At 46.9% G+C, this 23,627-nt stretch carries 25 protein-coding genes; 15 read left to right on the top strand and 10 right to left on the bottom strand.

Translation table 11 applies throughout. The annotated features are described in order from the left end of the window. From ACOJS8_RS15740 to glgX, 5 genes are all read left to right on the top strand, one after another. Window positions 1-254, top strand: a 254-nt coding sequence (locus tag ACOJS8_RS15740; protein ID WP_420149498.1) for an OmpA family protein, incomplete at its 5' end; no start/stop codon positions are given. Window positions 255-286: 32 nt separating this feature from the next. After that, window positions 287-499 (top strand): DUF2945 domain-containing protein, encoded by a 213-nt coding sequence (locus ACOJS8_RS15735; protein ID WP_420149497.1) that lies wholly within the window; start codon window positions 287-289, stop codon window positions 497-499. Between the two features lie 7 nt (window positions 500-506). Beyond that, window positions 507-854 (top strand): DUF3140 domain-containing protein, encoded by a 348-nt coding sequence (locus ACOJS8_RS15730; protein WP_420149496.1) that lies wholly within the window; start codon window positions 507-509, stop codon window positions 852-854. Window positions 855-984: 130 nt separating this feature from the next. Next, a complete protein-coding gene (locus ACOJS8_RS15725; protein WP_420149495.1) occupies window positions 985-1,440 on the top strand; it encodes a ferritin-like domain-containing protein in 456 nt (151 codons plus the stop codon). A 140-nt stretch (window positions 1,441-1,580) separates the two neighbouring features. Further along, on the top strand, window positions 1,581-3,710 hold the full coding sequence (gene glgX, locus ACOJS8_RS15720; protein ID WP_420149494.1) for a glycogen debranching protein GlgX: 2,130 nt from the start codon (window positions 1,581-1,583) through the stop codon (window positions 3,708-3,710). Window positions 3,711-3,731: 21 nt separating this feature from the next. Here glgX and ACOJS8_RS15715 read toward each other — a convergent pair whose 3' ends face one another. The 6 genes from ACOJS8_RS15715 to ACOJS8_RS15690 form a co-directional block, all read right to left on the bottom strand. Beyond that, window positions 3,732-4,457 carry a DUF3891 family protein gene (locus ACOJS8_RS15715; RefSeq protein ID WP_420149493.1) on the bottom strand — a complete coding sequence of 242 codons (726 nt, stop codon included), beginning with the start codon at window positions 4,455-4,457 and terminating at the stop codon, window positions 3,732-3,734. A 118-nt stretch (window positions 4,458-4,575) separates the two neighbouring features. After that, on the bottom strand, window positions 4,576-5,076 hold the full coding sequence (locus ACOJS8_RS15710) for a pyridoxamine 5'-phosphate oxidase family protein (RefSeq protein WP_420149492.1): 501 nt from the start codon (window positions 5,074-5,076) through the stop codon (window positions 4,576-4,578). Window positions 5,077-5,161: 85 nt separating this feature from the next. Further along, window positions 5,162-5,578, bottom strand: a complete 417-nt coding sequence (locus ACOJS8_RS15705) for a four-helix bundle copper-binding protein (RefSeq protein WP_420149491.1) — start codon at window positions 5,576-5,578, stop codon at window positions 5,162-5,164. Between the two features lie 32 nt (window positions 5,579-5,610). Further along, window positions 5,611-5,814: a hypothetical protein gene (locus ACOJS8_RS15700; RefSeq protein ID WP_420149490.1), complete on the bottom strand. Its 204-nt coding sequence runs from the start codon at window positions 5,812-5,814 to the stop codon at window positions 5,611-5,613. Between the two features lie 278 nt (window positions 5,815-6,092). Further along, window positions 6,093-7,565, bottom strand: a complete 1,473-nt coding sequence (locus ACOJS8_RS15695) for a PAS domain S-box protein (RefSeq protein WP_420149489.1) — start codon at window positions 7,563-7,565, stop codon at window positions 6,093-6,095. Between the two features lie 69 nt (window positions 7,566-7,634). Further along, window positions 7,635-8,075 carry a response regulator gene (locus tag ACOJS8_RS15690; protein WP_420149488.1) on the bottom strand — a complete coding sequence of 147 codons (441 nt, stop codon included), beginning with the start codon at window positions 8,073-8,075 and terminating at the stop codon, window positions 7,635-7,637. A gap of 613 nt (window positions 8,076-8,688) precedes the next feature. Between ACOJS8_RS15690 and ACOJS8_RS15685 the strand changes: the two genes are divergently transcribed. Further along, window positions 8,689-9,333, top strand: a complete 645-nt coding sequence (locus ACOJS8_RS15685) for a porin family protein (RefSeq protein WP_420149487.1) — start codon at window positions 8,689-8,691, stop codon at window positions 9,331-9,333. 73 nt (window positions 9,334-9,406) lie between these two features. Here the strand turns inward: ACOJS8_RS15685 and ACOJS8_RS15680 are convergent, their stop codons facing one another. After that, the gene (locus ACOJS8_RS15680) at window positions 9,407-10,879 is read right to left on the bottom strand and encodes a sigma-54-dependent transcriptional regulator (RefSeq protein WP_420149486.1); all 1,473 of its coding nucleotides are present in this window, start codon (window positions 10,877-10,879) and stop codon (window positions 9,407-9,409) included. Between the two features lie 76 nt (window positions 10,880-10,955). After that, window positions 10,956-11,330: a response regulator transcription factor gene (locus ACOJS8_RS15675; protein ID WP_420149485.1), complete on the bottom strand. Its 375-nt coding sequence runs from the start codon at window positions 11,328-11,330 to the stop codon at window positions 10,956-10,958. A 471-nt stretch (window positions 11,331-11,801) separates the two neighbouring features. Between ACOJS8_RS15675 and ACOJS8_RS15670 the strand changes: the two genes are divergently transcribed. The 4 genes from ACOJS8_RS15670 (at window position 11,802) to ACOJS8_RS15655 (ending at window position 14,396) form a co-directional block, all read left to right on the top strand. After that, the gene (locus ACOJS8_RS15670; RefSeq protein ID WP_420149484.1) at window positions 11,802-11,969 is read left to right on the top strand and encodes a lmo0937 family membrane protein; all 168 of its coding nucleotides are present in this window, start codon (window positions 11,802-11,804) and stop codon (window positions 11,967-11,969) included. 414 nt (window positions 11,970-12,383) lie between these two features. Then, on the top strand, window positions 12,384-12,635 hold the full coding sequence (locus ACOJS8_RS15665) for a YtxH domain-containing protein (RefSeq protein ID WP_420149483.1): 252 nt from the start codon (window positions 12,384-12,386) through the stop codon (window positions 12,633-12,635). 40 nt (window positions 12,636-12,675) lie between these two features. Beyond that, window positions 12,676-13,035, top strand: a complete 360-nt coding sequence (locus ACOJS8_RS15660; RefSeq protein ID WP_420149482.1) for a YtxH domain-containing protein — start codon at window positions 12,676-12,678, stop codon at window positions 13,033-13,035. Between the two features lie 185 nt (window positions 13,036-13,220). Continuing rightward, entirely contained in the window at window positions 13,221-14,396 is a 1,176-nt protein-coding gene (locus ACOJS8_RS15655; RefSeq protein WP_420149481.1) for an efflux RND transporter periplasmic adaptor subunit, read from the top strand. Window positions 14,397-14,483: 87 nt separating this feature from the next. Here the strand turns inward: ACOJS8_RS15655 and ACOJS8_RS15650 are convergent, their stop codons facing one another. Then, window positions 14,484-17,165 (bottom strand): sodium-translocating pyrophosphatase, encoded by a 2,682-nt coding sequence (locus ACOJS8_RS15650; protein ID WP_420149480.1) that lies wholly within the window; start codon window positions 17,163-17,165, stop codon window positions 14,484-14,486. A gap of 268 nt (window positions 17,166-17,433) precedes the next feature. On the opposite strand from ACOJS8_RS15650, the gene ACOJS8_RS15645 reads away from it, so the two are divergent. From ACOJS8_RS15645 to ACOJS8_RS15625, 5 genes are all read left to right on the top strand, one after another. Continuing rightward, window positions 17,434-18,648 carry a phospholipase D-like domain-containing protein gene (locus tag ACOJS8_RS15645; protein ID WP_420149479.1) on the top strand — a complete coding sequence of 405 codons (1,215 nt, stop codon included), beginning with the start codon at window positions 17,434-17,436 and terminating at the stop codon, window positions 18,646-18,648. A gap of 36 nt (window positions 18,649-18,684) precedes the next feature. Continuing rightward, on the top strand, window positions 18,685-19,671 hold the full coding sequence (locus ACOJS8_RS15640) for a hypothetical protein (protein WP_420149478.1): 987 nt from the start codon (window positions 18,685-18,687) through the stop codon (window positions 19,669-19,671). Next, window positions 19,668-20,477 (top strand): hypothetical protein, encoded by an 810-nt coding sequence (locus ACOJS8_RS15635; RefSeq protein ID WP_420149477.1) that lies wholly within the window; start codon window positions 19,668-19,670, stop codon window positions 20,475-20,477. The genes ACOJS8_RS15640 and ACOJS8_RS15635 overlap by 4 nt, the downstream gene beginning before the upstream one ends. Before the next feature lie 52 nt (window positions 20,478-20,529). Further along, window positions 20,530-22,143 (top strand): WG repeat-containing protein, encoded by a 1,614-nt coding sequence (locus ACOJS8_RS15630; protein ID WP_420149476.1) that lies wholly within the window; start codon window positions 20,530-20,532, stop codon window positions 22,141-22,143. Window positions 22,144-22,257: 114 nt separating this feature from the next. Further along, window positions 22,258-22,758 carry a hypothetical protein gene (locus tag ACOJS8_RS15625; protein WP_420149475.1) on the top strand — a complete coding sequence of 167 codons (501 nt, stop codon included), beginning with the start codon at window positions 22,258-22,260 and terminating at the stop codon, window positions 22,756-22,758. Window positions 22,759-23,075: 317 nt separating this feature from the next. Here ACOJS8_RS15625 and ACOJS8_RS15620 read toward each other — a convergent pair. Next, window positions 23,076-23,627 (bottom strand): hypothetical protein (locus tag ACOJS8_RS15620; RefSeq protein WP_420149474.1); only part of this gene is annotated, 552 nt, incomplete at its 5' end.

Raw genomic sequence — 23,627 nt, 5'->3', positions numbered from 1 at the left:
GTCATGCTGACGCTACTGGTCCCGAAGACTACAACCTAAAATTGTCCAGACAGCGAGCTAACGCAGTTGCCAGCTTTCTGGAAGCCCAGGGTGTACGAACGTCACGGGTGGAAGAAAAGGGGTATGGTGAAGTACAACCTGTAGCCGATAATTCGACCGTAGTGGGCCGCCAGAAAAATCGTCGTGTAGATATTGCTGTTTTTGCAAACAAAAAGATGCAACAAGATGCTAAAGATGGTAAGCTTGGTGAATAACAACTTTTTGAGAGCAACAACTAAATAAACAAATGGCAACAGTAAAGAAAGGAGATGAGGTGCAGTGGAACTATGGAAGCGGTAAAGGTGAAGGAACCGTAGCCGAAGTACACAAAGACGATGTGGAGCGTACTGTGCAGGGTGCTAAAGTAAAGCGTAAAGGATCGCCCGAAGAACCGGCCTTAGTGATAAAGCAGGGCAGCAAAAAGATAATAAAATCGGCCAGTGAGGTCACTAAGAAATAGCACGGTTATGGCGGAGACGATTCTCGACGAACAACAGAAAAAGGCGCTCAGGAAAGATTTCGATTCGGTAGTAAACATGTCGGCTTCGCAGCTTGAGAAATGGCTCAAGACAGAGGAGTCTAAATCGGTTGGTCAGAAGAAGGACGGCGACAGCGAATCGATAGGTCACAAATCAGGACAGCACATCATTGATATTCTTGAAAAGAAAACCGATGATTTATCCGACGATGACTATACCCACATGGGTAAAGTGGTCAGCTACGTGAAACGGCATAGTGCTCAGCAACCCGAACACGTAGCGGGTTCGAACTGGGCATATTCATTAAAAAACTGGGGTCACGACCCCGAAAAGTAACCAGCGGTTGGCGGGTGTGGCGGTACGTAAGTGAGCGTAACAAATTAGCCCCTGCTAATGGCTTTCTGATTTACTCAACGACAGAATAGTTTCGACAATTTATTGATTACCTAACAAAACAGAACAGGTTATGAACGTAAAAGAAACCCGGGGTGAAATTCTCGACCAGTTGAATCGACTCCTCACGCTTAATCGTGATGCCGAAGAAGGCTACAAAGAAGCTTCTGACAATGTAAAAGACAATGAATTAAAAAGCTTGTTCTTGACTCAATCAGGACAACGGGGTGAATTTGCTCATGAAATTGATCGCGAAATTCGGGCATTAGGTGGCGAGCCAGACAATGGCACGAGCCTGGCGGCCGATTTGCATCGGGCCTGGATTAATATAAAAACAACGTTCTCCAGCAACGACGATAAAGCAACAGTGCAGGAATGCCACCGGGGTGACCGGGAAGCCCTTGAGAACTACAACGCTGTGCTTCAGGAAACGGACTTAGCAGCCAGTACGCGCGAGTTATTATTACGCCAGAAACAGAGCATCGATACCGCGAATGCGTCGATGGCTCGTCTGGCTTTGGTAGTGTAGTGAATGGTGGGATTGGAAAGCCTGTCTTCTTTGAAGGCAGGCTTTTTTGTTTTTCCTACTAGCCAAACAATACTATATACAGCCAGTTTACGTAATAGGGCCTTTTTAAAGGTTGTTACATCAATTTTTTAAATTCGTTTATGAGTAAACCCTCTAAGGCAGACGATGCCTCCAACTCTATTCAATCGAAGCCGGGCAAACCTTATCCTCTTGGAGCTACATACGATGGTGAAGGCGTTAATTTCGCCCTTTTTAGTGAAAATGCTACCGCTGTTAACCTGTGTCTCTACGATAGTGCCGACCCCAGCCACGAAACCGCCTGTATTCCGATAATCGAGCGGACTGATCTGGTTTGGCATATATACCTCGACGGCTTACAGCCAGGTCAACTCTATGGCTTCCGGGTCGACGGGCCCTATGATCCACAGGGCGGGCATTTCTTCAATCCTCATAAAGTGCTGCTCGATCCTTACGCACGCGCTATTCAAGCACCCATTACGCATAACAATGCTTGGCTCGGCTACGACTATAAAAAACCGACGTCGAGCGAAGAAGGGAAGGATGAGTACCTGGTCATGAGTCAGCAAGATAGCGGCCCTACCATTCCCAAGAGCGTAGTGGTTGACGCTACGTTCGACTGGGGCAACGACGCTCCACCTGATACGCCTTTACACCGCAGCGTAATATATGAGATGCACGTGAAGGGCTTCTCGCACCTTCATCCTACGATGGATGAAGCCATCCGTGGCACATACGCAGGTGTTGGCGCGCAGGAAAGTATTGAGTACTTGAAAAAATTAGGTATTACAGCTGTCGAACTTTTACCCGTCCATCAGTTTACCGACGAAAGTTACTGGGGTTACAATACCATTGGCTTCTTTGCGCCACAGAATACGTATTCTTCTTCTGGAATGGCTGGTCAGCAGGTTGCAGAATTCAAGCAAATGGTAAAAAACCTGCACGAGGCCGGAATTGAGGTTATTCTGGATGTCGTTTATAATCATACTGCTGAAGGTAATCAACTTGGCCCTACCCTATCGTTTAAAGGAATCGATAATCGGGTTTATTATCATCAGGTTGGCGACAATCCTGAGTATTACATGGATTACACGGGTACAGGTAATACGTTCAACCTGAGTCAGCCACGCGTGCTACAGCTTGTAATGGACAGCCTTCGTTACTGGGTGACGGACATGCACGTTGATGGCTTCCGATTTGATCTGGCCTCAGCACTGATACGTACTGATGAAGAATTTGGCAGCGTTTCTTCCTTCCTGGACACCGTAGCGCAGGACCCGATTCTGGCACAGGTAAAACTCATTGCGGAGCCCTGGGATATTCAATCCTATCACGTTGGAGGCTTTCCAGTACGTTGGTCGGAATGGAACGGCAAGTACCGGGATACACTTCGGGGATTCTGGAAGGGCGACAGTGGCAAAGCAGCCGAAACAGCCCTTCGGCTACTGGGCAGCCCTGATCTTTACGCCAATGACGGTCGTTCGCCAGCCAACAGTATTAATTTGATAACGGCTCATGACGGCTTCACGCTCAATGATTTAGTGAGCTACAACGACAAACATAATGAGGCCAATGGTGAAGACAATCGCGATGGCTCCAACGATAATTTAAGCTGGAACTGTGGAGTCGAAGGACCTACCGACGACCCGGAAATTAATGCCCTGCGCGAGCGTCAAAAGCGTAATTTCTTGACAACGATGCTCCTGAGCCAGGGAACGCCCATGATTGTGATGGGCGACGAATGCGGACGAACCCAGCACGGTAATAACAATGGATACAATCAGGATAGCGAAATCAGTTGGATGGACTGGCACTGGAACGAGAAGCAGCAGGCCCTGTTTGAATTTACGAGTCAGCTCACGGCGCTACGTCGGGATATTCCGCTGCTAAGCCGACGCAAGTTTTTTGGAAATGAGCAGATTGCCTATTTATTACCCGAAGGCGGTGAGATGACCGACCATGACTTGCATAACCCAGAGACCCGCTGTCTGGGCCTATTCATTGACGGTATGCGTGTTACTGAACAAACGGAAGATGGACAGGATATTGGCGATGAGCAATTACTCTGGATCTTGAACGCTTACTGGGAAGAAATTCCCTTTATGCTTCCTAAGATTGGACGAAAAAACTCCCGCTGGGAAATAGTCGTCGACACGAATGCGGGGCAGGTTTACCCAGAGAGCGAGCCAGTAAAAGGCGGGCAACCTGTTACCATACCGGCTCGTTCATCAATACTGCTGCGTATGAAGTAATAGCAGAAAAAATCCGACGATTCACATCTTAAACGCCCATTCCTTCATAGTAATGGGCGTTTTGTATATCAGATCGTACAGTTCTTTATCGTTTTTGAATGTTAGCTGACCTAACTGAAATGTCTCGACGTGAACAGAGAATTCTGGTTTGTCAAATGGCCAGGGATCTACGCACAATGTACCGTCGCTACGTTGCTGAATGTAATAAGCAATGCCATCCGGGCCAACGCTTATCTCTAAACGGCGCTCGTCAGGTGGAAGCTGATCCATGCATAGAATCAGCGATAAGGCATCGAACCATTGTACAAATGAGTAGGCATAGCTGGTTTCCTCTTTCGTGGCTTTGTACTGCCTTCGCCAACTAGCCTGATTGGCAATCTGCTGATCCAAGAACGTATCCAGCGCTTTGTCTGTACCGCGTTTTGGCTCATACAGAAACGTAGTGTGCATTGACATCATCAGCGCATTCCAGCGACTTTTTTGCAAGCCAATCTGAATAAGGTTACGGCATTGCTGCACTGAGTACTGTAGAATCTGAAAATGAAGTGGTCCTCCCGCTTTTGTCAGATGATTACGTCCTTCCCACGGATCTTGTCCATCGTCATGTTCAGTTAGGGCGATCAAGGTTTCAACCCATTGAACAGGCCGTTTATCTGGATGCCAATGTTGGGCTAATTTCACAGCAAGTAAACCGTGTGCCTGCTGATTAATGATCTGCCAGCCTATATCTATCTGAGTAACAATCATAAGGATTAGTAACAACAAAGCGAATGAGCAACTGACTGAATACTACCCGGCTAACTTATGCTGCGGCAGCGATTCAACCAATCACTCATTCGCTCAATTAATCGTTGTAAATTCGATACTAGTTATAAACCTTCTCATTCTCACCCATTTTGGGCGGATTGCCGGTTATAGCTGCGGTAGCCTGCTGGAAGAAACGTATCATTTTGCTGTCGCTTGCGCTCCAGTACTCGGCCATATCTATATGAACTTTCAACAAAACCAGCTCCGGGTCGTCTTTTCCTTCCGGAAACCAAGCCTTTGCCTGTGGATTCCAGAGTTCATTAACCTTTGCCCGATCGTCCAGTTCCTGCGCTCTACCCGAAACTGATACGTAGTCAGCATCACTTACTGATGCGAATGACAGGTTCACCCGGTTTTCGCTATCAATCTGGTCGACTTTAGGTGAAGAACGCTTCGTAAAGAACCAGACGGTCCCATTTTCGTCAACCTGAAGAGCCGCCATCGGACGACTTACCAGATTGCCCTGACCATCTACCGTTGTCATCATGGCAATTCGAACATCCTCAATAATGTCCAGAACTTTCTCCAGTTGCTTATTTATTGGTGTTTTCGTTTCCATAGCGTTGAAAAATTAGTAGTCATCAATCGACGGTCAATAATGAAAATCTATTGACTATCAATTGATGACTAACGACTTAATTTGATTAATTATAGAGCGTTTCCCGCAAATCAATACCATAAAATAAGGATGCTGGCGTCACCGCAGGATTCTTGCTTTCAAATTCAGTAGGCTGAGCCATGTCCAGAATAGCTACGCAGCTACGTATTGTTTGCTGACATACAGCGTACAATTGCTGGCAGCATTCAGAGTTGAACTGACTCACCTCATTTGCACATTTTTCACAAACCTCGATACAGGCTGTAGCCAGTAGTCGTGCGTTCTCAGACCCACGAACGTAGAGCATAGCCAGATTTCGGCACATATCAGCACAATCCAGACTCAGAAAAATACTCCGATACCAAGATTCTATATTTTCCGAATTGGAACATTCGGTTGCAAACTCATTACAAATGGTGGCACAACTCGTCAATGAATCGTAAATGTTTTTCTTCCAGATCATGATGCAAGTAAGTTTTTTCAGGTGAAATCGATTCAGGCGTATAATTGAACACTTCCTGTAGACCAATCCCGCTCAGTACGAGCCCAACGGCGGGCTTCATCAACACTGATGGCAACCACGCTCTCTTTGTCGAGTCGTCCTTGTTCGAGGAGCTTGTTCGCTATTTCGATAGCCTTAGCGCGGGTGCTAGGGTTTAACGACCGCATTGCCGACGGAAAGTGAGTGATAGACCACATAGGCTTAGATTGATTTAGTGTGTGTATCACTTATATAGTAGCTTATTTTATGCCATTTCTGGAAAGCTACCGAAAACCTGAACATTTATTCATGTAAACCGTTTAAAATCAGAAGTTTACATGGAGGCAAACTTCACAGCAGTGCATTTTGCAACTAAGCAGATTGATCCACGTTTGTAGAATTAGATATTGCACTGTGTACATTCTTACCCAACTGTTCCACAAAAAAACCAGCCCTGTAGAGCTGGTTTTTGGATGAATATAAGAATGGCTGGAAGCTATTTAGGAAAGTACAGACGGAACGTAGTGCCCTGATTTACCTGACTTTCGACTTCAATCGATCCCTTGTGACTGTTAATAATGTTTTGAGTAGCAGTTAATCCTAAGCCCATGCCTCCCGATTTTCCTGTAAAGAATGGATCGAACAGTCGTTGGCGATCGGCTTCCGTAATGCCACCACCATTATCACTTACTTCAACATATACCCGTCCGTCGTCGGTGCAGTTTGTTTTTATCAGCAAAACCCCTTTTCCTTCCTGCATGGCTTCGACGGCATTGACTAGAATGTTAAGTAAAGCCGTTTTGACCTGATCACGATCAATTAGTGCATTGCAGTCATCGGGCGAGAAGCTTGTCTCAAGCCGCATCCGTTTCAGTTTAATCCGATCGCTGATGAGTTGTATCGTTTCCTTAACCACTCCGTTAAAGTCCTGCTTTTTACGATCCAGATCGCGTGGCTTCGATGAATTAAGCATCTCGGTTATGAGCTGTCCGATACGATCGACATTCCGCCCGATGATATCCGTAAACATCGTTACGTATTCGCTATCTGTCTCCAGCTCATCTTTAAGCTGCTCCAAAGCCAGACTAAGGTTTGTAAGCGGATTACGTACCTCATGCGCAATGCTACGGGCAATCTTACCCGTCATAGTCAGTTTTTCGGCCAGGATCAGATCCTGCTGCGCACGTTTCTGCTCCGTAATATCCCGCACAATTCCCTGATACCACTCGGGTTTACCAACTATATCTTCAACTTGCCAGACCGAAATCAGGCAAATACGTTTACGGCCGTTTCGATGAATGAGGGTTGTTTCAAAATCTTTGATCTGGCCATGTTCCCTTACGTTGAAGCGCAGCTTACGCAGCTGATCAAGATCAGCAAATAAACGAGCCGGGTTCAGCAATCGAAGTTCTTCCCGGCTGTAGCCTAGCAAACGCTCAACTGAAGGATTGGCATCCTGAAAATGAAGTTCATTGTCAGCAACGAAAATGGCGTCTATCGACCGCTCAAACAGGCTCCGGTATTTATTTTCTTTCTGAGCAAGCTCAGCCAGTACACTAGCCTGACGTAACGCATATCGAATACTACGTCCCAGCAGTTGAGCGTCAATACGTCCTTTTACCAGATAATCAGCAGCTCCCAACTCAAGGGCCGACTGATCGACCGTCAGGTCATCCTGCCCGGTAAGCAGAATCATGGGGGCCCGGCAGCCTAGTCGAAAAGCTTCCTGAATAAGATCAATACCCGTGTAAGGGCCTAATCGGTAATCGACCAGGTAAACATCATATTGATTTTCCTCAATGGCGGCAATAGCCTGGTCGTAGCTGTCGACCCAATTGAGTTTGATAGTGCTGTTCTCTTTTGCTGATACCAGAGCTTTGGTCAGCAAATAATCATCTTCATCGTCTTCAATCAGAAGAACGCGAATTATTTCTTTGTCTTCAGTAACGTCAAGTGAGATTGGGAACATAATTCAGTAAACGGCTATGATAATAACAAATAGCAGATAAAAGAGCGCTTACTGACCGCTAATTGCTGCTCATGGCAATTTAACGGTATCCATCCAATATGTTTTTAAAGCACCAACCATTTCAACTAAACGGTTAAAATTGAACGGCTTTGTCACAAACGAATTGACACCGAGATTATAGGTTTTAACAACATCTTCATCTGCCGATGACGTAGTCATAACGACCACCGGTAAACGCCGTAAGGCTGGATCATCTTTTATTTCACTAAGGGCCTGAAAACCATTTTTCCTGGGCATGTTCAGGTCAAGAATCAACAGATCCGGCCAGGGAGCGTTCTGCTCATTAAAACGCCCTTCGCGACGCAGATAGTGCATTAATTCTTCGCCATCTTCAACAAACTGTATGTTGTGTGTGTATCCGCTTTGCCGAAGCGCTTTGTCCATAAACAGGCGATCATCGGTATCGTCGTCAGCAATTAGGATAGTCAAGGACGTAGGCTTCCGATTCATAAAATAAATAAGTACGGTGTTGAGCAAAAGTCAGTTTCTTACCTGCAGGCGCCTATTGGTTAGAAGTATCTATTTTTATCCTGATGTGCTACGTAGTAGACGATTGACTTCGTCAAAATTACTCAAAAAGCTATGATTTGATAAAGCTGGCAATTAATAAAATCATTCCTTCGGCCTGCCTTCACAGTTTGCGATCAGAATTGATCACGCTGTTGCTGTTAAGCTAATAATTTATTCACCCGACTTTCTTCAATTGCCAATTTATTAATAAATCAACCAATGTAATGTACTTACTTGACCACAATTCTTCAAATGCCCAATTTTATTACACTATATAGATACTATTTCACTAGAATAGCACAATATCAATAAAATACTTAGCGAAAATGTATTTTGATCCGATTGAATGAGGACTTCCACAAGTTGTGGATTTTATTACTCAGTTTTTACATTTCAGCCAACGAATTAAAACGTTACGTTAAACAGTTAAAACCCGTATAATACAAGACTATAGACTATTATTGAGCCATTAGGGCAGCTTTGGCACGGATTTAACACATTTCCAGGTAAAGGCAGAATTGATAATACCACTGCCAGTAACTTAATGTATGTTATGAAAACATCCGTAAAAACCTTATTCGCAGCCTCTATTCTCGCGGCTGGTTTGTTCATGCTAAATTCTTCTGACGCTCTGGCTCAGGGTGTAGCTCGCACTGGTGTAAAGGGCGGTTTGAACGCCAGTTCACTATTTTACGACAATCAGGGAGTCAGCAATAAAAATGAACGAATTGGCTTCCATGTAGGCGTATTTACCCAGGTTCCTATCGGCGAATTTTTTGCTATTCAGCCCGAGCTGCTTTATATGACCAAAGGCGCTTCGGCAAACTACGACTTCGCCATTTTCGAGGGGAGAAATACTTTTAAACTAAACTATGCAGAGTTGCCCGTGCTGGCTACGTTCAAGCTTGGACAGGCTGTTGAAATTCAGGCGGGTCCTTACGTATCGTATTTGCTCAACTCCAACGTAACAACCAATGGTGATCTTGGGTCGGGATCAAGTGCTATAAACCGCGACAATTTTAACAAGATTGATTACGGGATTGCAGGAGGCCTGAATATCTATTTCGGGAAAGCGTTCGTTGGGGCTCGCTACGAACAGGGCCTACAACGTATCGCCAATAATGGCGCTGCCAGTACGTTGCTAGGCAACGCAAAAAATGGTGTTGGTTTGCTCTCTGTCGGATTTAGCCTGAACTAATATTGAATGGCTGCGTTGTTGAATGGTTGAAAATAGCTGGCACAAACTAATTCAATCATTCAACAACGCACTTTTATAAATGAATATCGTACGCTTTAAGTTTATTGTAGAGTGTCTTGCGGTCGATGTTTAGTACCTCGGCCGCTTTTGTTTTATTGTACCCTGTTTTCTCCAGAACTTTCAGAATAGCCGCTCGTTCAGCATTTTCTGACACCGATTTTAAATTAGCTGCCGACTGGCTGAATACGGGTACACCTGGCCGGGCAGGGTCGAAACTGATTTGCACACTACTAATACTGGCATCATCAGAGGTAAGATACTGGGGCGTAATGATTTCCTGGGGCAATACGTCAGACTCAATGTAATCCCCTTTGGTGAGCAGTACAGCTCGTTTTACTACGTTCTGAAGTTCGCGCAGGTTGCCGTGCCAGTAGTAGTTTTTCAGCTTCTCCTTCACCTCCTCCTCAAAACCCAAAATATCCTTTTCGAGCTGTTGATTGGCCGACTCAAGAAAATGTTCGGCAAAAATCATGATATCGGCTTTTCGCTCCCGGAGTGGCGAAAGATGCATCTCAAACTCAGCGATACGGTGATATATGTCTTCGCGAAACTTGCCCTGACGGACGGCCTCCCGCAAATCCTCATTAGTGGCCACAATGATACGTACATCAACAGGGATGTCCTGATTGCTACCTATACGGCGGATCTTACGTTCCTGCAACACACGTAGCAGCTTGATCTGATTATCGTAGGACAAGTTACCGATCTCATCCAGGAAGATAGTACCACCGTTGGCAAACTCGAAGCTCCCTGCCTTATCCGACATTGCGCCGGTAAAAGACCCTTTGACATGGCCAAATAACTCGCTTCCTGCCAGATCTTTACTCAGGGCACCACAGTCGATAGCTACAAAAGGCTTATCCGAACGCTTGCTTTTCAGGTGGATAGCATTGGCTACAAACTCTTTACCTGTACCCGTTTCTCCGGTGATTATTACCGACATATCAGTCGGAGCGATCAGGTCAATGTGTTCCTGGAGCTGTTCGGACGCCCGACTCTTACCAAAAATGAATCGCTTTCCGTCAGGAGTCAGCACAGTCTTGGCGACAGAAGGTTTGGCGGGAGCAGTTTTGGTCGTCGCAGTGTTATTTTGGGAAACTACCTTTGCCTGATTCAAAGACTGTGTCCGTCGTTCGAGGGCAGCTTTAATCGTGTAGAGAATTTCGTCGGGGTAGAGCGGTTTCGTTACGTAGTCGTAAGCGCCGTGCTTAACGGTCTGTACCGCCATCCGTACATCAGAATAACCGGTGATGATAATAACAGCGGTAGTAGGATGCATTACCTTAATCCGGCGCAGCATTTCCAGACCATCAATATCCGGTAGCTTAAAATCACAGATAACCAGTTCAAAAGCTTCCTTACGGAGTAGAGCAAGCCCATCATCTCCTCTTTGTACCGATGCGGTTTTATAGCCCTGCTTACTTAAAAAGCGTTCTAAGAGCAGGCATATATCGTGGTTATCGTCTATTATCAGAATTTTTTCCATGAAGAGGAGTATACTTGCCCAGACAGCCCATTTTCAAAATGGATGAGCATACCGTTAGCTGTATGAACAAAGTTACTCAAACCTGAATGGTTTGCAAAGCCGTTTCTACTGAACGCCTGGTGAATGGTTTACCAATAAAATAATCAGCTCCCTGTTCAGTTGCCCGCCTGCGTTCGGCCTGCCCGTCGAAAGCGCTGATCATAATTATTTTGGCTTCGTTCTGATCCTCTTTTATAACTGGCAATAAGTCAAAACCCAGCCCATCTGGCAGGTTTAGGTCTAGAAAAATGGCATCAAATTTCTGTGCATTCAGGCACTGACGGCCTTCTTCAATAAAATGAGCGCAAGTAGGCTGATAGCCCAAGCGTCTCAATAATCCTGATAATAACAGACAGATATCTGCTTCATCATCTACTATCAATACCCGTTTTGCAAGAGTTGGCTTATTCATTACTATTGGTCTGAATGGCTGCCCCGCGCTAACCCCTGTTGTCGTTCTTACCACGGCTGTGCTTAATCTTGTAGTGTGTACTTAATACACCATATCCATACAAAATATGATGCCGAAAAACTGGGGGTCTTCTGGAATCACGTATATATACCTAATAAAACACAGTGGTTTAACGATTTGTATTTATGTTGCGGTTAATTCATTGTTAATTACTACGTTATAATACCGCCGAATTATGCGTCGTTTTTCTACGCTTATTCTACAAGTGTAGAATTTTATCCCCACAAACGTTCTGTCCGTTTTATTAAACAAAGTTCAATATTCATTACCATATATAAATTCTGACCTCATTTCCAAGCCTATAGCCCTGAAGGGCTTTGTATATGCCGTTTTCAGAATGATTTGGCACAACTTTTTCTAATAGAATTACCGATTGCGAGATAACTGATTCTGATTTACTCACATACTACAATGGGAAACCTCCTCTACACGATTGCTGTCATCCTGATTATCATCTGGCTTCTCGGTTTTCTAGGTGTCTTAGGTACAGGGATTGGCAGTAGTAACCTGATTCATATTTTGTTGGTAATCGCAGTAATTGCAATTATTCTACGTTTGATTCAGGGCCGCGGAGTATAAGAAAATAGAAATAAGGTGCTGATACCTACATCATTACTAGCGACACAAGTAGAGGTAGGTAGGCAAAATAAGATATACTTTGTGAGTTAGCTCACAGAAAACCATTTTAGGTTAAGTACAAGTTACGGTGGGTACGGAATCCCTGCGTCGAATTGAACGCGGGGATTTTTATTATCTACTTTTGATGGGCTAACCGATAAGGGATAGTGAAAATTGAGGTGAGGAATGGCGTAAAAAGGGAACGCACCTGTAGAAAAAAATCCTCAGTTGTAGTTATACAGACGAGAACAAGATTACTAGATAAGTCTTTTATTTACAGATACTTATCGGATTAACAAGACAAATGGTACAGTATTTTCTATGAGATTGGCATTGTCAAAAAAGATACAATCATTCATAAAAGGCATAAAAACCATGAAGTCACTACCAGGAGTTTTAGTAGGATTAGCAGTTGGCGCAGTTGTAGGTATTCTCCTTGCTCCCGAGAGCGGTAAAAAAACGCGGAAGCGAATCTCGTCAGAGTCTGATTCATTCTTTAAAGACTTACAGGATCAATTGCAGACGGGCCTGGATAGTATCAAAAGTCAATACAATGATTATGTTGACGCGGCCACAGACAAAACCCAGGATTTGGTAGGTCAGGTAAAAAAGAAAGCCAAACACTAGTTAACTGTACAAATTAAAACTCACCTAAAACAAAACAGCAATGAGAAGTTCACGAGATTTTTTAGTCGGCATCATCACAGGCGTTGTCATTGGTATCTTAACTGCACCCCGTAGCGGCAAGGAGACACGCGATAAATTGACCGAAGAAGCAAACAAACGTACTGGCGATCTTAAAGACCAGTGGGAAAAGGGTGTTGCTCAGGTTAAAGACGGCTATGAACAGGCAAAAAGTCAGGTCAATCAATATACAGACAAAGCTAAAGAGCAGCTAAGCCAGTATAAAGACCAGGCTCAGACAGCCTTCAACAAAACAAAAGACCAGTATAATGATAAAGTTGATGAGCTGGCAGACGACGCAAGAAACAGCGTCGACGATGCCAGATCATCAGCAAGAGTGTAGTCAAGTATACGTAGTATGACTACGTTTATAAGTCTACATTGTTTACTCAACGTTCTTAAAGAAGGAGCCCTCCCCGAATATGTATTCGGGGAGGGCTTTGCTTTTATTGGTTTAATTGTCTTTTAATACTTGCTTAAGAACGCTTTAATTGACAGAATGGACCTTTGTGCAGGCATAAAATTCTTATGAAAAGGCATCCAATTTCAAATCCTGACACCTACGCCCGCCAGAGGCTTAATAGTACTAAATTCGTTAGCACTTATTTATTACGTTGCCACCTGATAGCGGTTACGACGGGCTTGTTTCTAGCAGGGAGTTTGTTGAGCTGTGGAGGTAGTTCAGCAAATGCAGATGAAAAAACGAATACCCCGGCTCATCAGGAAAAGAACCTGCTGGCAACTGCCACCTTTGATACAGCAAAACTTGAGAAAACGCAAAATGAATTAAACCTGACCGGAAAGATTACGTTTAATCAGGATCAGGTGGTTAAAGTATTCCCATTGGTTGGTGGCCATATTGAAACGCTCAAAGCAGATTTGGGCGATTACGTGAAGAAAGGACAGATTCTGGCCGTTATTCGCTCTGGCGATTTGGCAGACCTGGAACAACAGGCTGTGTCTGCAAAGGGTCAGCTGTCGGTTGCTCAGAAAAATATGCAGGTAACAGAGGATATGACGAAGGCAGGTTTAAGCTCACAACGAGAACTGGTTGCCAGCAGAGAGCAACTGGAGGCCGCCAGAGGTGAAGTGAACCGCGTCGCTGAGCGCCGTCGAATCGTTGGCGGCAATGGCTCTGTTTATTTGGTTAAAGCTCCGATGAGCGGGTTTATTGTTGAGAAAACAGCTTCACAGGGGATGGAACTTCGCTCTGATGATCCGGAGAATCTATTTACGGTTTCTAACCTCGACCATGTCTGGGTGCTGGCCAACGTGTATGAATCCGATCTGGCCAATGTGCACGAAGGTGATCCGGCTACAATTACCACTCTCTCCTACCCAGATAAAGTATTTCATGGTAAAATTGATAAAATCTTCAACGTATTGGACCCAGATAGCAAGACATTGAAAGTACGGGTTACGCTGGACAATGCCGATTACCGACTTAAACCGGAGATGTTTGCTAACGTAAATGTTACGTATGCTGGCCATGACAAACGAACAACCATTCCGGCAAAAGCTGTTGTTTTTGACAAAAATCGTAACTACGTAGTAACGGTTAATAGCCAGAATCAGCCAATTGTCCGCGAAGTAAATATTTATAAAACCATCGGCGAAAAAACCTACCTAACAGGAGGGTTAGCCTCCGGCGATCGTATTGTTACGACAAATCAGCTTCTGATTTATAACGCTTTAGGCAATTAAAGCCAGACGTAACAAAACCGGCGTGAGAAGAAAGGCCTACCAATAGGGTGTCTTTCTTCTCACGCCGGTTTTGTTACGTCTAAAAACTTATTTTTTCGTTACACGAATCGAAATTCGACGATTTTGCGCCCGACCTTCTTCTGTATCGTTTGACGCAACTGGATGCTCCTGACCGTAACCTTCTGCTTCCAGACGGTCTTTATCAATATCCATTTTCTCCAGTTCAGCACGTACTGAATTAGCGCGATCCTGCGAGAGTTTGAGATTACTGGCTGCATTACCCGTGTTGTCCGTATAGCCTCCTAATTTCACATTTACGCCCGGGTAAGCTTTCAGGATTTCAGCAATGTTCTTCAGCTGTTCCTGCGACTCAGGTTTCAACGTAGCACTATTTGTTTCAAACGTCAGCCGATCAAAGTCGAACCAGGTTTCTTTATCGACGGGCTGATCGCCTTTGATGAAACTTAACAATTTGTTTTCGATGCCAAATTCTGGAATATTCAATTCAATACCACTGGTCAGTTTTTGCACACTGAACTCACCTAACTTCGCATTGGGTGTGCTTACTTTATCGTTGTCAGCAGCGGTCGATTGTTCCAGAGGCACTTCTGTTCCAGCCGCTTCCTTGCCTTCCAGATTGTAGCCCGGCGTTTCGGACGACTGAACAGCAATGTAGGGGGCTATAACCAGCGATACAATGGACATCAGCTTAATCAAAATATTCATCGATGGCCCCGACGTATCTTTAAATGGGTCACCAACCGTATCGCCCGTTACCGATGCTTTATGGGGTTCAGATTTTTTATAATACGTCTGCCCGTTAATTTCCACACCTTTCTCAAACGATTTTTTGGCGTTATCCCAAGCACCACCCGCGTTATTCTGGAAGATCCCCATCAGTACGCCCGAAACCGTTACGCCCGCTAACAAGCCACCCAGCACTTCAGGACCGAATATAAAGCCAAAAATAACGGGTACGCTCAGAGCAATCGCTCCCGGCAACACCATCTCACGAATGGATGCCTGAGTGGAAATTGCTACGCATTTTTCATATTCAGGCTTACCGGTGCCTTCCAGAATACCAGGAATCTCGCGGAATTGACGACGCACCTCCTCAACCATGCTCATGGCCGCTCTTCCCACAGCCGCAATGGCCAGCGACGAGAAAATAAACGGAATCATAGCGCCAATAAATAGTCCAGCCAATACGTCGGCTTTATAAATATCAATCGATGAAATACCCGAAATACCCACAAAAGCGGCAAAGAGGGCCAGAGCCGTCAAGGCTGCTGAGGCAATAGCAAACCCTTTACCGGTGGCCGCTGTAGTGTTACCAACCGCATCCAGAATATCAGTACGTCCCCGGACTTCTTCGGGTAGATAGCTCATTTCGGCAATACCACCCGCATTATCCGCAATAGGCCCGAAGGCATCAATAGCAAGCTGCATGGCTGTTGTCGCCATCATACCCGCGGCCGAAATCGCTACGCCATAAAGACCGGCAAAATGATAGGAGGTGTAGATACCAGCCGCCAGCACGATAATTGGCAATACGGTTGATTCCATGCCGACGGCTAGCCCCCCAATAATGTTAGTCGCTGCCCCCGTAGCTGATTGTCGGATAATTGACATTACCGGACGACGCCCCATTGCCGTATAATACTCTGTGATGGTTGACATCAAAGCCCCCACAATTAAGCCCGTCAGGATTGCATAAAATACATCCATACGAGTAAACTCGACACCCCGAATTTCCATTGTCGTATCGGGCAGCACAGCGCTAACCAGGAAGTAAGAGGCAATTACAGTCAGAATAATCGACCCCCAGTTACCCATGTTAAGGGCGCCCTGTACGTTACCATTATCGTCTTTCACGCGAACCAGGTAACAGGCAAGAATCGAGAAAATCAATCCTAAACCAGCAATCAATATAGGAAGTACGATGGGGGCATGACCGGTTATATCAGCAGTGGCCGGAACGCGGATTTCACGACCCAATACCATCGTTGCCAGAATCGTTGCTACGTATGAGCCAAATAAATCGGCTCCCATCCCTGCTACGTCACCCACGTTATCACCCACGTTATCAGCAATCGTAGCCGGGTTACGTGGATCATCTTCAGGAATGCCTGCTTCTACTTTACCCACCAGGTCGGCTCCTACGTCGGCCGCTTTTGTGTAAATACCACCACCCACGCGAGCGAACAAAGCAATGGACTCAGCACCGAGGGAGAAGCCTGCCAGTACTTCAAGCGTTTTCTCCATTGGCAATCCATTTACGTCGCCCGACTGGCCGACGTACATATTATACAGGATAATAAACAGAACACTCAGCCCCAGCACAGCCAGACCAGCCACACCTATTCCCATTACTGAACCACCCGTAAAGGACACATCCAGAGCCCGGGTAAGACTGGTACGGGCCGCCTGAGCAGTACGTACATTGGCTTTCGTGGCGATTTTCATGCCGATGTAGCCAGCCAATGCCGACGTAAAGGCTCCGAAAGCGAAAGCAATACCGATGATCCACGATGAATTTTCAACCTGTGCCCCAGCGAATGCCAGTAGAGCAGCTACTATAATTCCAAAAACAATAAGTACACGCCATTCGGCTTTAAGAAAGGCAATAGCACCATCGGCAATGTAGCCTGAAATTTCCTGCATTCGGGCGTCGCCGGCGTCCTGTTTCGAAACCCAAACGAATTTGGCGAACATCACCGCTAACCCCACCAACCCCAGAAACGGGACGATGTAAAGACTATTATTCATGCGTTTTAGTTAAAGGTTTAAAAAAATCGAACTGCGCGTAAAGATAGGCTTATCAGCCGCATTTGAAAGCAGAATTAAATAGCAAAGTAGAATTTTTTCGATGTTAATCTATCTTTTTTGAATAAGTTATCAGCACAATGCGGAGTCACTTATACGTTCATTTTTGGTGACTTTGTATATATAACTATCGTCCCACAGTTGACTTTCCGGCTAAATCCATTATCAACTAACCAGTCAATACGTCACCTGATCGCGAAGTCCGTTCCTCATGGCAACGTCTTGCTTTACCCATATTCGTCCTGTTGTACTAAAGCATCTCCGGCAGGCCCAGGGAAGCGTAGAAGCAGCCGTCGCCTGGTTTACGGACCAGGGCATTTTTGACCTACTGCTCGACTTATTACAACGAGGAGTAGCCGTCCGGGTTATTATCACCAGCGATTCGATTAACCAGGCTACTGGCTTCGACTGGGATAAATTCGGAAAGTTAGGCGGTCAGGCTTACATGTATGGTGATAAGCAGCAGACCATGCACCACAAATTTTGCCTGATTGATGGACAAACCCTGTTGACGGGTTCCTATAACTGGACGTATCGGGCTGCCCACGCTAACCGCGAAACACTGCTGGTTTTTGAGCCGGGGGACAACTTCGCTGACATTCCTGTTTTCCAGCAGGAGTTCCACGCGATGCTGGCCGAAAGTGTCTTACTAACGCCGGTAGCGGTGACCCAACGAGAAGCAGTACCATCCGTTTCGGCGACCCTGATCCGCGATCTGGAGCCTGACCGGCTGAAGGCGCGTATCCGTATGCTGGAAATGGAACTGAGCGTATTACAGGAAACCAAAACTCGTCTGGAAGGACTTGTTGACCGCTACGTCCATCGGCTTCGCCTGGAACTGGGTGATTTACTGAATCGAATTGCCGAATTAAAAACGAAGCTGGCTGAGCGTATTGCGCAGCAAAGTGGCCGACGTAGCGATGCAGAACGAGCCGATGAGGCCCGGCGGTTGTTTGATCAGACGCGTCAGCAGGTTTCGGATGCCCAGGCTACCCTTCAGCAAATAGTCCAGCCCGATCTAGCCAACGATCTGCGCAAGCTGTATTACCGGGCTGCGATGAAAGCCCATCCCGACCGGTTTCTGAACGATCCCGACCGCTACGCCAGAGCCACCGCATTTATGGCTGAGCTGAACCGCGCCTACCGACGTAATGACGCCGAAGCTGTGCGCCAGCTTGTCGCGGATCTGGACGATGAGCTGATTTTTCGGGAAGACCGGATCGCCGAAACCGACCGGGACATATTGAAGAAATTGCTTAAGCGGCTGGAACAACGTAAGGCAGCGCTGGAACAGGACGTAGCCACCTTACAAACCCACGAGGCCTGTAGCTGGAACGTGACCGATGCCGACGGCTACTTTGCCCGGCTACGTGCCCAGCTAATCCAGCAGATTCAAACCCTGGAGGCCCAACTCATTAATTCATAATACATAACTCGACTTTACCGCACAACTTAATTTATTATGTCTACTCTTTCGCCCGTTACACCTTCGCTACAATCGGCGGCTCAATGGCAGCAGACGCTGACCGATGCCCTGAAAACGCCGATAAAAACCCGGCCTTATACGGCCCTGATTACCCGCACGACACCAACCGCCTTTGTGCTGTTAATCGACCAGTCTGAATCGATGGCGGGTGAAGTCCTGTTTAATGGAATTACCTGTTCCAAGGCTGACGCTGTTGCGCAGGTAGTGAATCAGATTCTGTGGGAGATGCTGCTTCGTTGCCAGAAAGGAGACGACATCCGACATTATTATGACGTGGCCCTTGTTGGATACGGCGGACAGAGCGAAACAGACGCCAATCTGTTAATGCAAGCTCCCACCGGAAGGCGGTTTCTGACGCCCGACGAACTGAAAGCAGCCGCCGTGCGCGACGAGGCAATTCAGCAGACTAAAACGATTCGTGGCCAGACTATTACGACCATTATTAAACGACCGGTTTGGGTGGAGCCAGTGGCTAACTCGCTGACGCCGATGAAAAGTGCCCTCGAACTGGCCGAATCGCTGGTGCAGGAGTGGATCGTAACGTATCAGGGCAAAGACGTTTATCCGCCCACGGTAATCAATATTACCGATGGGGCAGCCTCCGACGCAATAGCCGATGAATTGCTGGCCGTATCCAACCGAATTAAAGCGTTATACACGATGGATGGTAATACGCTGTTGTTCAATGTGCATCTATCCGACGTCAGTACCGAACCTCTGCTGTTTCCGTCCCGTGCTGCCGATCTGCCCGCCGATACGTTTGCCCAGCTACTCTACGATATGTCGAGCAGCCTGCCGACATCCTATAACCCCGATATTGCTCAACTGACCGGTAAAGACGCTGCGGGCGCTTATACAGGCTTTTGTTTCAACGCCGATGTGAACGCGCTGGTGAAGTTTATGAACATCGGCACGCCCACCAATGCCAACCAGAATTTCGGCCTCCGTCAGCAACCGGTATGAAGAGCATAGCCCAATCGATCGGGAAAGACGTACCGCGCTTTCCCGACAATGAAGACGCCTGGCGCGCCGACGACGAAGCTGGCTTTTGGGCCGTAGCCGACGGAGCCGGGGGTGGCGGTATTTACGCGGCCGAATGGGCGCGGTATCTGGTAGACAACGTACCGCCGGAACCTTTCACCGACATCGATGCCCTGTCTCACTGGCTGGGCCAGATCTGGGAGCCTTTTTATAGTCAGTTTAGCGGGCCGGCGCAAGCCGATGCGGTGAAAGCATACAAATGGGCACAGGAAGGTTCTTATGCGACGCTGGCCACGCTCCACCGGCTGGGCGATACGTTCCACTGGGCGACCTACGGCGATGCGGTGGTGCTGGCGTTTAACCCACATACGGCCCGTTTGCAAACGTCGGTTCCCGATCTGCGGTTGTTTTCGCACCCACCCCACCTACTCAACTGGAATGCCGACCCAGTGGCTGCGGGGTTCCGGGCCGGGCAATGGACGCACGAACCGGGCCAGACTTACGCGCTGTTGTCCGACACGCTGGCGCTCTGTGTGCTCATGGCCTGGCACACGCATACCGGCTCTACCGACGTACTGCGGGAACTGGCTTCCCAGCCCACGGCGCTGGGACAGCGGGCCGCCAACTGGCTACTACGTGGTTGTGCTGATTTTGTGGCCGACGTCTGGCAGCCGCTCAGTACCGGATTAACAAACCAACGCTTTTTTCAGGCCTGCACACGTAACGGGCATAAAAAGAGCTTACTGGGCCCCGACGATTATACAATGATTTTGATACAGGAACCCTAACCCACTGTTATGCTTCAGCACATCCGCATGGCACAAACGAAACCACACTCCTATGCTTCCTACTCTCGGTGAATACGTAGCTTCTATTGAACAGGCCGAACACACGCTTGGCCATCTGAACCACCTGCGCCCCGTGCGGAAAGCCGACGGGCAACTGTATTTCAGCAGCGGCAACTTTGCCGTAGTCTTTAAAATGCTGGACACGCAAACGGGCCGCCACATGGCCCTCAAATGCTTTTTACGCGACGTGCCCGAACGCAAACGACGGCTCCGGCTCGTAGCGGATTACCTCAAACGCTACGATACGCCTTACCTGCTGCCGCTCACGTATTACGAAAACGAAGTATGGGTAGACAGCGGCCTGACCGAACAAAAGGAGTTCGACGCCATGCTGATGCCTTGGGTAGAGGGCCAGACGCTGGGGCAATACGTAAAAACGCGCTGCGACCACGCCGACCGCCCTGGTCTACGCCAACTAACAGATCGCTTTGATACGCTCGCCCGCTGGCTGCTGGACCAGCCCATTGCCCACGGAGACCTCAAACCTGATAACATCATGGTATGGCCCGACGGCCAATTGGTACTGGTCGATTACGACGGCTTTTTTGTACCCGACCTGGCCGGAGAACGAGCCACCGAAACCGGCACCCCACCCTACACCCACCCCAGGCGCATCAATATCAGTTTCGACCGGCATATCGACGATTTTAGCCTGCTCGTGCTCGGTTTAGAACTTCATACGCTTGCCGATTTCCCGAACTGGCAAGCCATATACAACCCCGGTGAATCGCTCCTGATCTGTTCCGAAGACATCCGCGCTCCCCGCCGGAGTGCTTTATTAACGGCTATTTATGAGGAGAGTAACGATTCGCAGCGAGAGTGGCTGGCCTTGGTAGAAAAAGTAGCGGCGAAACAGACGGCGGAGACTCTGCAATTACCCGAACGAACCTTGCTGGCAGTCCCTACCCTTATTCCCTATCGAAAGGGAGATAAATGGGGCTTTTGCGACGAAAATAAGAACATTGTGATTCCCTGTCACTATAATGAGGCCGGGGTATTTCGTGAAGGGCTAGCCCGAGTACAGCAGGGGGGACAATGGGGTTTTATCAATCTTACTGGCGACCTAGTGATTCCCTGTCAATACAATGGGGCTAAGTCATTTAGCGAAGGGATGGCTCTGGTTGAGCACCAGCGGGGATGGGATTGGTACGAGTGTGGTTTTATCAATCCCGCTGGCGAGCTGGTGATCCCCTATCGCTACGAGATTGGTATGCCCTTTAGTGAAGGGTTGGCCTTGGTAGCGTGGTGCATGAATTGTGGCTTTATCAATCCTGCTGGCAAGCTAGTGATCCACTGTCACTACGACGGGGCTGAATCATTTAGAGAAGGGCTGGCTCCGGTTAAGGAAGGAGGGAAGTGGGGCTTTATCAATCCTGCTGACGAGCTAGTAATCCCCTATCGCTTCGACAGTGCCCGGTCATTTGGGGAAGGACTGGCTTCGGTAAATCAGACAGAGAAGTGGGGCTTTATCAATCACGCTGGTGAGCTGGTGATCCCCTACCGCTACGACGATGCTGAATCATTTAGCGAAGGACTGGCCTCTGTACGGCAGGGAGAGCAATGGGGTTATATCGATAAAAATGGATTTGAATATTGGGAGGATTAGTGCAAGCAGGCACAAGCAGTACGTTTAGACTCCGGTGGGCTTAATAACCAAAGGGAGTTATAATGTTGCTAAAAAGCACGCCGGTTCCTTCATTTGTTGAAAAATTTAAAGACAATGGAAAATCTTACTGACTACAACATTGATAACTGCGTTTACATTCAAGATGCTTCCGATTCTGACATCAGAGTTAGAGTATTAGCTTCTGATGTACAAACCGTTGAAGACAGGCATTCGAAGAAATTTTCTCTCGTACACAAGAGTTTATCAGGTGAGAAAAAGTTTCCGTTTTTTTCAGAAACTATAAAAGGCATACCACTAAGTGATAAGCTTTTATGCAAATTAGGATTTAACTGGATTGAGCCTGCTTATCATGCTTCAATGCTTACAAAAAATCCGGGCTTTGTTATCTGGCATAATAGCAAAGGAGAATATTTTGTGAATAAATATTTGCCAGTATCAGAGAGAGAAACTGATTACGTATCAGTCGAATTTCTTCATCATCTTCAAAATTATTGTTCTGTTATCGGGGAACCGGGCTTGTTAGACGACCAGGTTAAGCAGTTCATCGGAATGAGTTACGTTGACTTTCAGCGTGAATATCTGGAAACAGAGTAGACTACTCGTTATTGGGCGCAATGATAATATGTCGGAGGACCAAAAAGCACTACGTGCCGAACTGATCAATAATACAGAGATTACTTCCTGACTCCAATCCAGCTATAGATGATGCTGTAAAAAATGAGGGCAAAGCTTGACGCCCTACTCCACAAAAAATGCTGGCTTGGTTAGATAATATCAGTATCACCTAACTCAATCCAGCAGTCTCTACAAGGTGAGACAACTGTAGCATTGTGCCGAACCTATTATTCCCCCCAAAGGTGGACTAAATTAATCATTACATCGGGAATACAGCACTCGTGTTGTCGTGTTATTTATAGCCTTTTTACGACGCACCAACTGTGTTTGATAAGCATCAGGCTCGCTAGACCAATGGTTACAATTGGTAGTACAAACCCAAACAGCGTCAGATAAACGTCGTACAGGGAGTAGCCGGTTAATCGGCTCAGGTGCAGACAGAAAAATACGGATGCTTTAAATAACGTATCGGTATGAGCCGGGAGCAACCAGTACCCAAAAGCGGCTGCTAATAGAATCGTTACCAGCAACTCGGTCTTTACCCACGTTGCCTTTCCTACGTTGAGCAGATACGTCAGGGCTATCAGCCAGAAACCAGCAATCAGCCCCCAGTAAACAGCAATATTCGCAAACGTGTACGAACGGGAAAAGGCGTTTAAAAAGTCAATCTGCCAGACCAGCAGAAAATGGTACGGTGAGTTTTGGAGCCGATGCGTGCAGCCACTTGTTTCGCAATAGTACGTGCACTGAAGCGGGTTATGCGCAAAATCTGCCTGCGTGTATGGGCCGCCATACATAACCAGCAGCAATAGAATAGCCGAATGGAGCACCAGCAGGCTTACCCAACT

The organism is Spirosoma sp. (assembly GCF_048594605.1).
In the GTDB taxonomy this organism is placed as follows: Bacteria; Bacteroidota; Bacteroidia; order Cytophagales; family Spirosomataceae; genus Spirosoma.
Note: the sequence above shows the minus strand (reverse complement) of the source record. Positions and strands in the feature narration are given on the sequence as shown.

Bases quoted from the DNA above. Each gene is read 5' to 3' on its own strand.
- ACOJS8_RS15735 (WP_420149497.1), top strand. From the start codon at position 287: ATGGCAACAGTAAAGAAAGGAGATGAGGTGCAGTGGAACTATGGAAGC.
- ACOJS8_RS15670 (WP_420149484.1), top strand. From the start codon at position 11,802: ATGGGAAACCTCCTCTACACGATTGCTGTCATCCTGATTATCATCTGG.
- ACOJS8_RS15635 (WP_420149477.1), top strand. From the start codon at position 19,668: ATGAAGAGCATAGCCCAATCGATCGGGAAAGACGTACCGCGCTTTCCC.
- ACOJS8_RS15660 (WP_420149482.1), top strand. From the start codon at position 12,676: ATGAGAAGTTCACGAGATTTTTTAGTCGGCATCATCACAGGCGTTGTC.
- ACOJS8_RS15685 (WP_420149487.1), top strand. From the start codon at position 8,689: ATGAAAACATCCGTAAAAACCTTATTCGCAGCCTCTATTCTCGCGGCT.
- glgX (WP_420149494.1), top strand. From the start codon at position 1,581: ATGAGTAAACCCTCTAAGGCAGACGATGCCTCCAACTCTATTCAATCG.
- ACOJS8_RS15710 (WP_420149492.1), bottom strand. From the start codon at position 5,076: ATGGAAACGAAAACACCAATAAATAAGCAACTGGAGAAAGTTCTGGAC.
- ACOJS8_RS15645 (WP_420149479.1), top strand. From the start codon at position 17,434: ATGGCAACGTCTTGCTTTACCCATATTCGTCCTGTTGTACTAAAGCAT.
- ACOJS8_RS15695 (WP_420149489.1), bottom strand. From the start codon at position 7,565: ATGTTCCCAATCTCACTTGACGTTACTGAAGACAAAGAAATAATTCGC.
- ACOJS8_RS15680 (WP_420149486.1), bottom strand. From the start codon at position 10,879: ATGGAAAAAATTCTGATAATAGACGATAACCACGATATATGCCTGCTC.
- ACOJS8_RS15665 (WP_420149483.1), top strand. From the start codon at position 12,384: ATGAAGTCACTACCAGGAGTTTTAGTAGGATTAGCAGTTGGCGCAGTT.
- ACOJS8_RS15625 (WP_420149475.1), top strand. From the start codon at position 22,258: ATGGAAAATCTTACTGACTACAACATTGATAACTGCGTTTACATTCAA.
- ACOJS8_RS15690 (WP_420149488.1), bottom strand. From the start codon at position 8,075: ATGAATCGGAAGCCTACGTCCTTGACTATCCTAATTGCTGACGACGAT.
- ACOJS8_RS15630 (WP_420149476.1), top strand. From the start codon at position 20,530: ATGCTTCCTACTCTCGGTGAATACGTAGCTTCTATTGAACAGGCCGAA.
- ACOJS8_RS15655 (WP_420149481.1), top strand. From the start codon at position 13,221: ATGAAAAGGCATCCAATTTCAAATCCTGACACCTACGCCCGCCAGAGG.
- ACOJS8_RS15675 (WP_420149485.1), bottom strand. From the start codon at position 11,330: ATGAATAAGCCAACTCTTGCAAAACGGGTATTGATAGTAGATGATGAA.
- ACOJS8_RS15640 (WP_420149478.1), top strand. From the start codon at position 18,685: ATGTCTACTCTTTCGCCCGTTACACCTTCGCTACAATCGGCGGCTCAA.
- ACOJS8_RS15705 (WP_420149491.1), bottom strand. From the start codon at position 5,578: ATGATCTGGAAGAAAAACATTTACGATTCATTGACGAGTTGTGCCACC.
- ACOJS8_RS15730 (WP_420149496.1), top strand. From the start codon at position 507: ATGGCGGAGACGATTCTCGACGAACAACAGAAAAAGGCGCTCAGGAAA.
- ACOJS8_RS15715 (WP_420149493.1), bottom strand. From the start codon at position 4,457: ATGATTGTTACTCAGATAGATATAGGCTGGCAGATCATTAATCAGCAG.
- ACOJS8_RS15725 (WP_420149495.1), top strand. From the start codon at position 985: ATGAACGTAAAAGAAACCCGGGGTGAAATTCTCGACCAGTTGAATCGA.
- ACOJS8_RS15700 (WP_420149490.1), bottom strand. From the start codon at position 5,814: ATGTGGTCTATCACTCACTTTCCGTCGGCAATGCGGTCGTTAAACCCT.
- ACOJS8_RS15650 (WP_420149480.1), bottom strand. From the start codon at position 17,165: ATGAATAATAGTCTTTACATCGTCCCGTTTCTGGGGTTGGTGGGGTTA.